Below are 13,510 nucleotides of genomic sequence, written 5' to 3'. Positions count from 1 at the left end.
GGCCGCCGCTCCCACCAGCTGACTGGTCTGCAGCCCGGCGGAGAACGCGTCGGTCACCCTCTTCCTCTCCTGGGCCGTCCCCGCCGCCGCCAGGGCCACCGGCAGGGACACCGCCGCGAACCGCGGGTTGAGCACCGCCCCCAGCACGGCCACTCCCAGCCCGTTGCCGAACTCCGCCGGCGTGCCGTTGACGCCCGCCCCGACACCCGCCTCGGCCGGCGGGATCGCGCTCATGATGGCGTGGGCCATGGCCGGGTTGGCGATCGCGCAGCCGACGCCGATGAGCAGCAGCCCGAGGAGCGTGCCGCCGTAACCGCCGGATGCGAGCACGGCGATCGACACCAGTCCACCGGACATCAGCACCATGCCCAGCCCGATCGCCGCCGGGGTGCCCAGCCGCGCCGTCCAACGGGCCGAGAGTCCGGTGAAGTTCAGCGCCACGGCCGACAGGGCGAGCGGCGCGGTGCGCAGACCGGCCTCCAGGGGGCCGTAGCCGAGGACGAACTGCAGGTGCTGAGTGAGCAGGAAGAGTGCGCCGCCCATGCCGAAGGTGATCAGCACCGCCCCGGCGACCGCGCCCGTGAAGCGGCGGTCGCGGAAGAAGTGCATGTCGAGCATGGGGTAGGGGATCCGGCTCCCGTACGACGCGAAGACGGCCAGGACCACCACCGCCACGGCCGCCGTGACCAGCACCCGCGCCGACGTCCAGCCGTGCGCGGGGCCCGAGATGATCGCGTACACGAGTGAGGTCATGCCGATCGTCGACAACAGCGCGCCGAGCAGGTCGGGGCGGTCCCCGCGGGGGCTCTTGGACTCCGGCACGAGAGCGAGCACCGCGACCAGTGCCAGGGCGGCGACCGGCAGGTTGATCAGGAAGATCGCGCCCCACCAGAAGTAATCCAGTATGAAGCCGCCGATCAGCGGACCGGCCGCGAAGCCGAGGGCGTTGACCGCGCTCCAGATGCCGATGGCCTTGGGACGCTCGTCCGGAGCGAAGATCTGCATCGCCACGGCGAGCGTGGTGGTGAGCAGCAGCCCGGACTGCACGAGCGAGTACGCGTTGATCATCCACTGGATGTCGGCGGTGGTCGCGTGCGACTCGCGGGTGAGGGAGGGGATCGCGACGTTCAGGACGGTGTTGTCCAGCAGCACGGTGAGCTGGGCGAAACAGATGGCACCGAGGATCGGCCAACGCCGGGGGTGGCCGTGGGCGGCCTGGGCAGGAGCCCGCTCCTGGAAGCTCGTCGACATGCTGTACACCGCATGCTTTGCCCTATACGGCGTACAGCCACCTGTCGGCCGTCACCTTCTCGAAGTTCTTCCCGACTCACGGGTGGTCCGCGCGGCGGTGCCGCCGCCGTGGACGCGACCGTCGTCGCCCGCTCATGACACGGCGGGCTTGATCAGGTATCCGGCGCCGCGCCTGGTGTGGATCATCGGCTCGCGGCCGGCGTCGATCTTCCGCCGCAGGTAGGAGATGTAGAGCTCGACGACGTTGGCCTGCCCGCCGAAGTCGTACGACCACACCCGGTCCAGGATCTGCGCCTTGCTCAGCACGCGCCGCGGATTGCGCATGAGGAAGCGCAGCAGCTCGAACTCGGTGGCGGTGAGGTGGACGCTCTCCCCGCCCCGGAAGACCTCGTGGCTGTCCTCGTCCAGGGTGAGGTCGCCGACGACGAGCACGGAGTCGGGCCGCCGGTCGGCGGCACCGGAGCGGCGGATCAGCCCGCGCAGCCGCGCCACGACCTCCTCCAGGCCGAACGGCTTGGTGACGTAGTCGTCCCCGCCCGCGGTGAGCCCGGCGATCCGGTCCCCGACGGCGTCCTTGGCGGTCAGGAAGAGGACGGGCACGTCGGGGAGCTCGCGGCGCAGCCGTCCCAGGACGGCGAGCCCGTCCGTGTCGGGCAGCATCATGTCCAGGACGACGGCGTCGGGCCGGAACGCGCGCGCGGCCCGGACGGCGCCCTGCCCGTCCCCGGCGCTGCGGATCTGCCAGCCCTCGTACCGCAGGGCCATGGACAGCAGTTCGGTGATCGGCGGCTCGTCGTCCACCACGAGCACCCGGACGGGGCTCCCGTCCGGCCTCAGCAGTTCGGTGCGCCCCTGGGGCGAGGTCGTGGTCATGGTGGACACCGTGTCGGGGCCCTCTGAGAGCGCGCTTTCGCCCGTCTGTGATTTCCCTGAGAAACCCACGGGCGGCTCTCGGGGAACACCCCTGCGGCAGCGCGCGGCTCACGGCAGGCCGAACAGCCGCGCCCCGTTGTCGTGGCACACCGCGCGCAGCCAGTCGTCGCCGAGGTCCAGGCGCTCCAGGACGTGCAGCTGATGGACGTAGGGATAGGGGATGTTGGGGAAGTCCGAACCGAGCAGGATCCGGTCGGCGAGGCCGGCCAGCCGGGGCAGGGCGCGCCGGGGGAACGGGGCGAGCCGCTCGCTGAAGTCGGTGAACGCCATGGTCGTGTCGAGCCGCACCTCCTCGTACCGCTCGGCCAGGTCGAGGAAGTCCTCGTACTCGCTCATGCCCATGTGGGCGACGACCAGCCGCAGCCGCGGGTGCCGGGCGAGCACCCGCCCGACCGGCTCCGGCCCGGTGTGCTTGCCGGGCGCCGGCCCGGATCCACAGTGGATCACGACGGGAACGCCCGCCTCGGCGAGCACCCCCCAGGTGTCGTCGAGGATTTCGTCGGCGGGGTCGTACGCCCCGACCTGGACGTGCGCCTTGAAGACCCGGGCGCCCGCCTCGAGGGCCTGCCGGACGTACGCGTGCACGTCCGGCTCCGGGAAGAGGGTCGAGGTGTGCAGGCAGTCGGGCGTGCGGCGGGCGAAGCCGGCCGCCCAGCCGTTGAGCCAGCGGGCCATGCCCGGCTTGTGCGGGTACAGCATGGCGGTGAAGGCCCGCACCCCGAACTCCCGCAGCCGTGCGACCCGTTGTTCCTCCTCCTCCCGGTAGGCGATGGGCCACTCGATGCCGCCGGTGAGCGGACCGAGCCCGTCGAAGTAGTCCCAGACCTTGCGCAGCACCCGCTCGGGCATGAAGTGGGTGTGGACGTCGACCAGCCCGGGCAGCCCGAGCCGCTCCCGGAACCGCCGGACTTCGGCGGCCTCCGCCGCGGGGACCATGGACGGCGACTGATCACTCATGCGCCCACGATCGTCCCGGAAGGCGCACGGAGTCCAGCCCCTCCTCCTTCCGGCGCCTCAGAACAGCCCGTCCTGCACGCCCGCCGGACCCCGGAACTCCCGCACCGGCACGGTGAACCCCGCACCCCTCGCGGGCCGGAGCTCCCAGCCGGTCATCAGCCGCGTGTCGAGCACGACGACCGCGCCGTCCGTCACCAGGTGCAGATCGGGCCCGGCGGCGGCGACCAGCTCACCGCTCACCACCGAGCCCGCGACGAGCTCGCTCACCTCGCCCACCGCGGCCGGCAGACCGGCCAGCCCGAACACCCCGGCGTGATCGACGGGCCGGAACGGCTCCCGCTCCAGCGACTCCGGCCAGCCGCCGAGCGCGGTCGCCCGCCCGTGCAGCTCCCCGAGCTCGGCGGCCCGCTCCGCCGCGGTGGCCGGCAGGGCGGAGCGTACGGCGCGCTTGTCGGCGTACGGGATCCGGTCGGGGACCCGCAGCGCGGCGCGCAGCAGCTCCTCCGTACGACGCGCCGCCATGAGCGGCCCCGCCCCGAGCCGGCTGAAGCAGACGGCACCCTGCTCGAGCAGCCGGGCGGACCCCCGCTCGACGGCCGTGATCCCGACCTTGACCAGGCCGGGCCCGAACCACGCCAGATACACGTGGTACGGCCGCGGGTCGTCCGCGATCGTGTCGGCGGCCACGGAGTGCGCCCGCTCCAGCCGCGCGCACTCCTCGCACCGCGCCCCCGTGCTCCGCCCCGGCACGACCGCCCGGGCCGGACACGCGTGCCCCCGCGCTCCCGCGCATGTCCGTACTCCCCCTTCCGCGATCTCGAAGGCCACCCGTTTCCCCCGGTGCAGCACGCTCGACCGCCCGCCGTCCCACACCAGCACGGGACCCCCGGCGGACCACCGCACTCCGGAACACTTCCACGCCGACGCCATCCCTCACGAGACTACGGGCCGCCACTGACAACGCCCCCGAGCGGTCGTGAGGCGGTGCGGGACGGCCCGATGTCACCCGAACGCCTCCGCCGGCGTGCCACCGGAGTGATTCCGTGCTCCACTGCGCGACTCTCCCCGCCCCGGGTGGAATCACCGTTCCTGCCAGTGGGCCGCTGTCGTCAGCCGTGAGCACGGCAGGTGCCCTCATGCTTCCTCCCACCTGTCATCGGAGAGACCATGAGATTCCCCAGGCGTGGGCGCCTGCCCGGCGCGGCGCTCTTCCTGGCGGTGCTCGGCATGCTCACCGCAGCCGTGTCAGCCGCCCCGGCCACCGCCGCCCCGACACCGCCCCCCAGGCCGATGACCACCGCCAGTCCCAGCGCCTTCGCCCTCAGGTGGGGGAACGACCGGACCGCGCAGGCCGACAACCTGAGGAAGGTCGTGAACCCGGGCGGCAACCGGGTCACGGTGGGGTCCATGCTGAACGCGGCCAACCGCCAGGCACACACGCAGAACCAGACCGCCTGCCGCAACAACGCCATGACCCACAACGGCGCCCTGATCGGGGCGCACGCGGCCGCCTACTACTGCCTGGACCACGCGGACACCGTCAACACGCGGTGGACCCCGCAGGGGATCAGCGGCACCGAGGACGCCCAGCCGGGAGCCGGCACGGTGAACGGGCACAGGGCCATCGTCTTCTCCTGGCACTCGGGCGGCGTGAACCAGCAGGGGACGGGAACCCGGCTGAGCTTCCTCGACCGCGCCACGAACAAGTACATCCACGTGCTGCTCGTGCGGCCGAACAGCACCGGGACCGACTACAGCGACGTGAGCACCCATGCGGGCGGCATCGTCTGGTACCGGCACTACATCTTCGTCGCCGGCCCCACGAGCGGCGTGCGCGTCTTCGACACCGACGACCTGCTGAGACTCGCCAACAACACGAAGGCGAGCACCGACCCGGCCTGCACGACCGGGTTCCACACGTCCGGTCCGCACGCGGGCAAGTACTGCGGACGCGGTTACCACTACCTGCTGCCCGAGAAGGGCCAGTGGATCAACCAGAGGGCCGGCACCCGCTACGACTCCATGTCGCTGGAACGCGCCTCCGGACGGAGCCCGGTGTTCCTCACCAGCGAGTACCGGGAGAACAGCGTCGGCCGGGTGGTCCGCTGGCCGAGCAGCAGGATGACCCGCTTCAGCGGCACCATCCAGCCGACCACGGCATGGCACCAGCCCGTCCGTGACGTCCAGGGCGCCTTCTCACGCGGCTGCTACTACTTCAACTCGGGCGGAGGCCCGAACCACAACCGCCACCTGGTCTCGGCCCGGACGACGGGCAACAAGGCGACGAAGTGGCAGCTCGGCGGCCGAGGGCTGCAGGACCTCTACTGGCTCCGCTCGGCCAACCAGCTGTGGACCCTCACCGAAGCCCCCGGCGCCCACAACCGGTTCCTCTACGGGGTGCACAGGCCGACCTGCCCCTGACACCTCCAGGGTGCCGTCGAGGTCCTTTCCCCGCGGCTCTCCCTCACGTTCCAGGGGACCCCGGACCCGGGGTCCCCTTCGTGATACCGGGCCCTTGCCCGCGCGGCGTCCACGGTCGGCCCGCTGAGGAAACCCAGCGGGCCGACCCGAGCCGCTCGTACACCGTCACCCGCCGACCACGGACCTGCTCGTCGGCCACGGCCGTGAAGTACTCCCTCAGCACGGAAGCCTTCATCCTGTCCCGCTCGGCGGTCACCGGTTTCGCCACCCGGGTCGCATCCGTCACCAGCAGGATCCGTCGCTGGGCCAGCATCGCGGCACGGATCCGATCCGGGTCCGCCTCCACTCCTTTCAGCGTCCCGGATTTCTCCGGGCTCTCTGCCAGAGCAATGTCCCGCAGGCCGGAAAAGGCACTCGGGGAGACGGATTTGGTGTCCCGCCGCGCCGCCGGGATGAAAAGCACGGCATTCCCGGTCTCTTTCATCCGCCGCACGTCCGACGCTATCGCCAGGACGTCGTCCACCCGGCTTGACGGGGACCGTTTGGCCAGCGACTGCGGCAGTAATGACGTCGTCGCCACGACGACCACTGCGGGGAGAACCCACATCGACGCTCTCGGGTACCGGGGCCTTATTGCCCGAACCGCCGAGCCGACAACCGTACCGATCAGCAGCGCCAGCCCCAGCAGGCTGAAGAGGACGTACCGGTCCAGGAACAACGGCTGGACCAGAGAAAGGCCGACGAGGCCGATCTGCGGCACCGCCAGCAACGGCAGTCCGACGGCCGCCACCGACAGCCGGCCCGCCCGGGGCCGATCCAGTAGCGCGCCGGCTCCACCGATCGCCAGCAGGACCGCCGGGCCGATCAGCATGTGCCAGGTCAGCGGCGGGATCCATGACACCTGCGCGGACTGGCTCCGGCTGAACAGGATCAACGGCAGCACACACGCCGTGGCGGCCGCGGAGGCAGCCGTCCAGCGTGTCCACACTCCGCGGCCGGCCCGGCACCAGACCAGGGTCGCCAAGTGTGCCGGCAGGATCATGAGCGAGAGCCAGTTCAAAAGCCCGCTCAACAAGACGGTGCCGCCGTAGGCGGCCCAGTACGCCGTCCGGCCCCGCCCCTGCAGCAAGGTCACGAGGAGCAAGGTCGAGATCCCGGCTCCGGCCGCGACCAACGCGTACGGACGCCCCTCCTGGAGATGGAACTGCACGGCCGGAAGCAGCCCGAAAGCCATCCCTCCCGCCAGGCCCACCCACATGCCGGCCAGCCGGTGGCCGATGCTCCCCACACACGCCGCCGCCACCCCCGTGGCCACCACCGAGGGCAGGCGCAGGGTCGTGGTACCGGCTCCGAAACATTCGAACAGTGCGTGCATCAGCAGGTAGTAGCAGCCGTGCACGACGTCGACGTTTCCCAGCATGTGCCAGATCTCGGCAGTGCACCGCTGGGCCACTTGCCAGGTCGCGGCCTCGTCCCGCCACACACTGTCCTGCCGCGACAGGCCCCACAGGCCGAGGGAACAGGTCCACAGCATCGGTATCAGCCGGACGAGAACATGGGGGCGTCTCCGGGCAGCTGGGCATGGATCAGACGTCGCTCCGGTCCCCGGAGAACGGAGCGACGAGCGAAAAGCATGGGTGATGGGCATGAAGGAGGGATTCCGAAAGGCTGTTGAGCAGGGTGGAGAACCAGAGGCGCGACGGTCACTCACCGTCCGCGAATCATCCGCACCAAATCCCCCCGCCCGCAGCCCTGTGGAAAGTCGACGTGATCGAGGATGCCATCGTGGCGCCTGCGCGTCCCCTCCTTTTCGGCCACGGTCACGCCGATAAATGACTGAAACACAGCCAACCGGGTTCCGCTCAAATTCCTCTACGCGCGCGCATCACTCCGGCACCACTGATATCGATTGCTTCACACTCTCCGCAGAAGTCGCAATTGCGTTTTCCTTTGCCACCCGGGCACTTTTCCCGCCAGGTCGCCCACGCGCCCCTCGCCCGACCTGTGCCACGCCCGAGTCCGGCAGGAGGAAGCGGGCCCGGCTCACCGCCCACGACATCCGGGCCTCCCCCACCAGGACAGCGGCCACCCTCCGGTGCCGCGCCCTCGGCAAGTGCCGCGAGAAGCTCCCCTCTGATCGGACCGTGCGCTTCCTGCTGGTGATCCTGCGGGCCGCCCTCCAGCACGCCGTACGTGAGGACGAGCTGCCCCGCACCGTGGCCCGGAACGTGGAGCTGAGCATGGGAACGAAGCGCGAGATCGAACCGCTCACGGCCAAGGAGGGACGTCAGCTCCTGGCGGTGGCCCGTGACAACCGGTTGTGGGCCGCGTACGAACTGGCGGTCCGCATCGGCCTTCGGCGGGGTGAGCTGCTGGGGCTGCACCGGTCGGACGTGGATCTTCACGAAGGGGTCCTCACCGTCCGGCAGGCCCTACAACGGGTCGGTGGCGAACTGCTGATCGTCGCGCCGAAGACGCAGCGCTCGGCCCGCCGCGTGGCCCTGCCATTCGAGTGCGTGACAGCGCTTCGCGCTCAGCGTGCCCAGCGGATCGCCGACAGGAAGGCCGCTGGTGCCAATTGGAAGGGGACGGGTCACGGCCTCGTCTTCACCACCAAAAACGGCACTCCCATTGAGCCACGCAACCTCAACCGGTCCTTCGAGGTGCTGTGCGTCCGCGCCGGCATCCGCAAGGTCCGCTTCCATGACCTGCGGCACACGTGCGCGTCGCTGCTCCACGAACAGGGCGCCGATGCCCGCATGATCATGGAAATCCTGGGCCGCAGCTCGATCCGAGTGACCATGGACATCTACACCTTCGTACGACTCGACTCCCAGCGCTCCGCCTTCGATCGCGTCGGGGATGCGCTGAGGGGTGACGGCCATGAGCCGGATGATGACGACGGCGCGGCCGGAGTTCCCGTGGCCGTTTAGAGGCGTTTCAGGTTCCGGCCCAGGATCGCCCGGAGCAGGTCCACGTCCGCGGGGTCTTGGGCGCCCCGCTTGGGCAGTACGGCGATTCCGGCCGCGCGGTCGCCGCCCAGCAGCACGAACAGCCTCGGCGTCTCCAGATACTCCCGGAACACCGTCCATTCCATGGTGAAGGACACCCGCTCACCGGTGCTGACCGCGCCGCGTTCGTCGGCCACCATGCGGCACTGCCCGTACGGCTCTACGACGCTGAACATCCGGCGGGCCATGGTGCGCAGCCCTCGTACAGTGCCCCAGGACGCGATTGCCATGCAGAGCACCAGCGAGATGATCCACACGGGCAGCGGGACATCGCCGAGGACCGAGAAGGTGACCACGCCGATTGCCGCCATCAGCGGCGCCATGAGCGCCTGGGCCCGGCCCGCCGGTGACCGACGGGCTCGCGCACGGAGCGCCTCCTCGAAGTCCGCGGCCGTCGGCCGGTAGACGAACTCCACGGCCGTACCGCGGTCCGTGTCCTGATGTGAGGAATCCCCGCCCCTGGTGTCCATGAGCAGGGATCCTAGCCAGGGGGTCTCGGGCAGATCAGGGCCGCCGTGCCAAGATCCATCGGACACCCCCTGATCCACTCCCGAACGCGGTTGCCGTCAAAGGCTGCCGTCAGGACATAAGCCAGAGGCCCTGTGGATCATTCCACAGGGCCTCTGGCATGCTGCGCACTCGGCAGGATTCGAACCTGCAACCTTCTGATCCGTAGTCAGATGCTCTATCCGTTAAGCTACGAGTGCTTGTTCTGTTTTTGCCTCCGCTCCTGACCCTTCTGGGCCGCTCGCGGCGACAGGAAGAACATTACATGACTGCCGCCGTCATGTGAAATCCATTCCCCCCACCCCTTGTGACCTGCGGAAACAAGGTCTGGGCGGGGTAGGAAGCCGGGAACGCCGAAGCCCCGGTCGGGATGGACCGGGGCTTCGGTGATCACGCGCGGAGGCGGAGGGATTTGAACCCTCGATGGGCTTTAAGGCCCAAACCGCATTAGCAGTGCGGCGCCATAGACCGGACTAGGCGACGCCTCCCGCACAACCGCTCACGCGAGCGCGTAAGTGGTGCGTGCAGATGATGACACAGTCGCGTGGGGTGTCACCAATCGCCCCCCACGGTACTAGGCAGGCGGGGTCCAGGGCAAAGCCCTTGTCATGGCATCGGGCGTGGTGTCGGTGGAGCGGGGCGAGGTGCGCAACTTCCCGAGGGGTTCCGCGTTGGTCCGGGCATGGTGCAGGTCGGTTTCCTCACGCCGCGGCGCTTCGCCGCCCCGCGGGTGCTTCTCCTCGGTCTCCTCGCGTCCCTCGTCGGGGCGGCGTCACTGTCCGCCGTGCCCGCCGCCGCCTCGCCCGCCGCGCCGCCGCCCGTGCGGCACGAGGACCGGGGCGGCGACCACCTCACCGTCACCGTGCGGCACGCGGGCGGGGGCAGGGACGGGACGTACGAGCTGTACTGCCACCCCGTCGGCGGCAGTCACCCGCACGCGCGGGGCGCCTGCGACGTGCTCGACCGGAACACCCGCTGGGGGCGGGAGGTCTTCGCGCCCGTGCCGGACGACAGCCTCTGCACCATGCAGTACGGCGGGCCGGCCACCGCCCACGTCACCGGGACCTGGGCCGGGCGGCCCGTCGACGCGTACTACGACCGCGGCGACGGCTGCCGGATCGACCGCTGGAACCGGCTCGTGCCGCTCCTGCCCGACCTCGGTGCGCCGGAAGGATCCGGGAAACGGTAGGGGTCTCGCGCGAGGCCGTGCGCGGCGAAACCGTACGGTCACAGGTTCGATGCCGCTTCGTCGTGCGGCCTCCCTCCCATCCGGCGTCGCGAGCGCAACGTCTGCGCATAGACTCCCTCGCGTGACACGCCGCGGGCCGGTTGGCAAGATGGCTCCCGCGGTCGGCAAGGTGCGGTGACAGGGAGGAAGCGTCTCGTGAGCAGCAGGCCATCCCGAGGCGCTGCTCGCCTCGCTGCGATACTCGACGCGCTGCCCGACGCCTTGGTGCTGGTCAACGCCAACGGCACGGTCGTCAACGCCAACACCATCGCCCTGGAGGCGTTCGAGACGCCGGGGACGGCACTCGTGGGGCGCGGGCTGCTCGACCTGCTGCCGCAGTTCGACTCCAAGCTGATCCCCGGCTCCATGCGCCGGCCCGACCACATCGACCCGCGCGGGCGCACCAAGCCGACCCGGATGACGGCGCGGCGGACCGACGGGAGCGAGTTCCCGGTCGAGGTCACGAGCGCGAATCTGGAGAACAGCCAGCAGGCCTACGACGCGTCCGGCTACACCGGCGACGAGTTGCTGATGCTGGTCGTCCGCGACCTGTCCGGCACCGTCGACACCGAGGCCGAGCTGGCCCGTTCGCAACGGCAGACCGAGATGATCCTGCGGGCCGCCTCCGAGGGCGTCGTGGGGACCGACACCGACGGGCGGATCGTGCTCGTCAACCCGGCCGCCGCGCAGATCCTGGGCTACCGGGCCGGCGAACTCGGCGGGCGCGAGCTGCACACCCTCGTCCTGCACTCGCGCGCCGACGGCTCGCCCTTCCCGTACGGGGAGTCCCCGCTCGCCGACACCCTGCGTTCCGGGCGCAAGCACCGGGTGCGCGGGCAGGTGCTGTGGTCCAAGTCCGGCGACAAGGTGTCCGTCGATCTGACCACCGCGCCGGTGCGCGACGGCGACCAGCTCGTCGGTGCCGTCATGACCTTCACCGACCGGCGGCCCTACGAGACGCTCGCCGACGAGAAGGCCGCCGTCGAGAAGCAGCACGAGGAGGAGCTCGAACGGCTGGCCGAGGAGCACGCCTCCGAGCTCACCTCCCTGCGCCAGCAGCACGTCACCGAGGCCGAGGAACTCACCGAGCGGCACGCGGAGGAGCTCGCCGCGAACGAGGAGCGGTACGCCGCGCTCGGCGAGCGGGAGAAGGACCGTTACGAGGCGCTCGCCGCCCGGCACGAGCAGCTGCTCACGCTGCTCGGCGGCTCCCTGCGCGGGCCCCTGGACGAACTGCGCCGCGAGCTGGCCGCTCTCGCCGCCGACGACGCCGGACAGCTGTGGCCCGAGGCCAACCAGGTGCTGCACCACCTGTCGGCCGGCTACTCGCGGATCACCACCCTCATCGACAACGTCCTCGGCTACCAGCACCTCGACGCCGGCACCGAGGAGATCGCCCGTACGAAGGTCATGCTCGACGCGGTCGTCGCCGCCGGTGTCGACGGGGCCGTCGAGCTGATCGGGCCCGGACGGGTGCAGTTCGCCGTGCACGCGCCGCCCATCGAGGCCGAGGTCGACCCGCAGCGCCTGGCGACCGCGCTCGCGCACCTCGTCGCGGACGTGGCCGGTGTGGACGCGACCGGCAACTCGCCCGTGTCGGCGGGCGGCTACATGGACAACACCGTCGTGGTGGCGGCGGCGCAGCGCGGCGAGGTCGTACGGATCGAGGTGCGCGGGCCGTACGCCGGGGGAGACCCGGTGCACGAGCCGATCGTGCGCGGGATCGTCCGGGCGCACGGCGGCGTGCTGCAGACGCACGCGGTGCCCGGGATGAGCGGCAGCGCGTACGTCCTGGAGGTGCCGCTCGGCGGGGGCGCGGGCGTCGTCCCGGTCGAGGTCCAGGCTCTGGCGGCCGGCGCGGAGGAGGGCGTCTCCGCGGAGGTCGCCGTGCCCGAGCAGCGTGCGGGCGGCGGACGGCGGCGGGCCCGTCGGTCCTCCACGGACGCGTTCCTGGAGGGCGACGGCGAGGGCGGGGGCGGGACCGCCGGTGCCCAGGCGGCTCCGACCGGGCGGCGCAGGCGGCGGGCGGCCGGGGAACCCCAGGACGCCGCGCTGATCCCGGTCCAGGGGGCGGAGGTCTCCAGCGGTACGGGGCGGCGGCGCGGACAGCCCGCCGAGAACGCGGTGGGCGTGTCCGAGGGTGCCGTGGTCACCGCGGCCGAGCATGCCGCGGGCGCGGCGGCCTCGGGCATGAACCTGGGCGGTACGGTGCCGCCGCAGGGCGTGCCCGCACCCACCGGACGGCGTGCCCGGCGCGAGGTCGGCGCGCCCCAGGCGCTGCCGGCGGCGCTGCCCGCGAGCGCGGACGCGCAGCCCGAGCCGGGCGGCGAGAACCCCGCGGCGCCCGTTCCGCAGCCGGCCGGACGGCGCCGCCGTGCCCTGGCCGCGGCGACCGAGCGTGCCGCCGCGCAGGAGGCGGCTCCCCGTACGGTGTTCGCCCTGCCGCCCGCCGAGGCGGACCGGCCGGACGACGGCCCGGAGGGATCGGGGACGGTTCAGCCGCCGGCGCAGGACGCCGCTCCCGTCGTCCCCGTGGTGGACGAGGGGCAGCACGACGCCGTACCCCACGACCAGGCCGACGACCACACTCCGCCGCAGCCGCACCCGGCGAGCGCGCCGACGGGACGCCGGCGCCGGGCGGTGGCCCAGCCGCAGGAACCCGCCGCAGCGGGCACGGCGCCCGCACAGGAGGTGCCCGGAGGGGCCGCCGCGCCGGGGACGACGCCCGCGGTGGCACCGCCCGTGCAGGGCGTGCCCGAAGGAGCCGTGCCCGCAGGAGCGATGCCCGCGGTGGCCGTACCCGCACAGGCCGTACCCGCACAGGCCGTGCCTTCGCAGGGAGCTGCCGGACCGGGTGTTCCCGCGCCGGCCGGCCCGGGTGGCGCGCAGGCGTTGCCGCAGGCCGTTTCCCAGGTGGCTCCTGGGCAGCCGGTCGCACCGCAGGGGGTTCCGGGACAGCCGGTCGCACCCCAGGCGGCCCCCGGACAGCCGGTGGCGGGGCCGCAGGCTCCTGGGCCGCAGCAGCCGGTGCCGGGACAGGTGGCCCTGCCCGTCCAGAACCCCGCCGGTCAGCCGCTCCCCCAGCAGGGCACCGGGCTCGCCCCCGCGCAGAACCCCGCTGCTCCGGCCCAGCAGGCCACCGCCGGACCGCTTCCTGCGCAGGCCGTGCCGGTGCAGGGCACCCCCGCCCCGCAGTCGGCCC

10 protein-coding genes and 2 tRNA genes are annotated in these 13,510 nt (G+C 71.9%); 4 read left to right on the top strand and 8 right to left on the bottom strand.

The window, feature by feature from the left end; genetic code table 11:
* The 4 genes from RH94_RS24790 to RH94_RS24775 all read right to left on the bottom strand — a co-directional run.
* A partial coding sequence (locus tag RH94_RS24790; protein ID WP_234426022.1) for an MFS transporter occupies positions 1–1,251 on the bottom strand: 1,251 nt, incomplete at its 3' end.
* A gap of 132 nt (positions 1,252–1,383) precedes the next feature.
* Positions 1,384–2,124: a response regulator transcription factor gene (locus tag RH94_RS24785; protein ID WP_073950090.1), complete on the bottom strand. Its 741-nt coding sequence runs from the start codon at positions 2,122–2,124 to the stop codon at positions 1,384–1,386.
* 108 nt (positions 2,125–2,232) lie between these two features.
* On the bottom strand, positions 2,233–3,141 hold the full coding sequence (locus tag RH94_RS24780) for an amidohydrolase family protein (protein ID WP_073950088.1): 909 nt from the start codon (positions 3,139–3,141) through the stop codon (positions 2,233–2,235).
* 57 nt (positions 3,142–3,198) lie between these two features.
* Positions 3,199–4,071: a DUF2797 domain-containing protein gene (locus tag RH94_RS24775; RefSeq protein WP_073950086.1), complete on the bottom strand. Its 873-nt coding sequence runs from the start codon at positions 4,069–4,071 to the stop codon at positions 3,199–3,201.
* A 237-nt stretch (positions 4,072–4,308) separates the two neighbouring features.
* Here RH94_RS24775 and RH94_RS24770 point away from each other — a divergent pair, with 237 nt between their 5' ends.
* On the top strand, positions 4,309–5,562 hold the full coding sequence (locus RH94_RS24770; RefSeq protein WP_073950085.1) for a hypothetical protein: 1,254 nt from the start codon (positions 4,309–4,311) through the stop codon (positions 5,560–5,562).
* A 43-nt stretch (positions 5,563–5,605) separates the two neighbouring features.
* On the opposite strand, the gene RH94_RS24765 is transcribed toward RH94_RS24770, so the two are convergent.
* On the bottom strand, positions 5,606–7,096 hold the full coding sequence (locus RH94_RS24765) for a glycosyltransferase family 39 protein (RefSeq protein WP_234426029.1): 1,491 nt from the start codon (positions 7,094–7,096) through the stop codon (positions 5,606–5,608).
* Between the two features lie 706 nt (positions 7,097–7,802).
* Between RH94_RS24765 and RH94_RS24760 the strand changes: the two genes are divergently transcribed.
* Entirely contained in the window at positions 7,803–8,495 is a 693-nt protein-coding gene (locus RH94_RS24760) for a tyrosine-type recombinase/integrase (RefSeq protein WP_234426021.1), read from the top strand.
* On the opposite strand, the gene RH94_RS24755 is transcribed toward RH94_RS24760, so the two are convergent.
* The 3 genes from RH94_RS24755 to RH94_RS24745 form a co-directional block, all read right to left on the bottom strand.
* Positions 8,492–9,043, bottom strand: coding sequence for a YcxB family protein (locus RH94_RS24755; RefSeq protein ID WP_073950083.1), 552 nt, complete (start codon positions 9,041–9,043; stop codon positions 8,492–8,494). The genes RH94_RS24760 and RH94_RS24755 overlap by 4 nt on opposite strands.
* 164 nt (positions 9,044–9,207) lie before the next feature.
* Positions 9,208–9,280: transfer RNA gene (locus tag RH94_RS24750), tRNA-Arg, on the bottom strand.
* Between the two features lie 197 nt (positions 9,281–9,477).
* Positions 9,478–9,568: transfer RNA gene (locus RH94_RS24745), tRNA-Ser, on the bottom strand.
* A 194-nt stretch (positions 9,569–9,762) separates the two neighbouring features.
* On the opposite strand from RH94_RS24745, the gene RH94_RS24740 reads away from it, so the two are divergent.
* The gene (locus tag RH94_RS24740) at positions 9,763–10,269 is read left to right on the top strand and encodes an SSI family serine proteinase inhibitor (protein WP_073950081.1); all 507 of its coding nucleotides are present in this window, start codon (positions 9,763–9,765) and stop codon (positions 10,267–10,269) included.
* Between the two features lie 195 nt (positions 10,270–10,464).
* A partial coding sequence (locus tag RH94_RS24735) for a PAS domain-containing protein (RefSeq protein ID WP_143204071.1) occupies positions 10,465–13,510 on the top strand: 3,046 nt, incomplete at its 3' end.

Origin of the sequence: Streptomyces kebangsaanensis (assembly GCF_001906585.1) — a bacterium.
Lineage (GTDB): Bacteria > Actinomycetota > Actinomycetes > Streptomycetales > Streptomycetaceae > Streptomyces > Streptomyces kebangsaanensis.
This window is presented reverse-complemented; position numbering and strand designations above follow the sequence as displayed.

Bases quoted from the DNA above. Each gene is read 5' to 3' on its own strand.
- RH94_RS24740 (WP_073950081.1), top strand. From the start codon at position 9,763: ATGGTGCAGGTCGGTTTCCTCACGCCGCGGCGCTTCGCCGCCCCGCGG.
- RH94_RS24760 (WP_234426021.1), top strand. From the start codon at position 7,803: ATGGGAACGAAGCGCGAGATCGAACCGCTCACGGCCAAGGAGGGACGT.
- RH94_RS24780 (WP_073950088.1), bottom strand. From the start codon at position 3,141: ATGAGTGATCAGTCGCCGTCCATGGTCCCCGCGGCGGAGGCCGCCGAA.
- RH94_RS24755 (WP_073950083.1), bottom strand. From the start codon at position 9,043: ATGGACACCAGGGGCGGGGATTCCTCACATCAGGACACGGACCGCGGT.
- RH94_RS24785 (WP_073950090.1), bottom strand. From the start codon at position 2,124: ATGACCACGACCTCGCCCCAGGGGCGCACCGAACTGCTGAGGCCGGAC.
- RH94_RS24770 (WP_073950085.1), top strand. From the start codon at position 4,309: ATGAGATTCCCCAGGCGTGGGCGCCTGCCCGGCGCGGCGCTCTTCCTG.
- RH94_RS24765 (WP_234426029.1), bottom strand. From the start codon at position 7,096: ATGCTGTGGACCTGTTCCCTCGGCCTGTGGGGCCTGTCGCGGCAGGAC.
- RH94_RS24775 (WP_073950086.1), bottom strand. From the start codon at position 4,071: ATGGCGTCGGCGTGGAAGTGTTCCGGAGTGCGGTGGTCCGCCGGGGGT.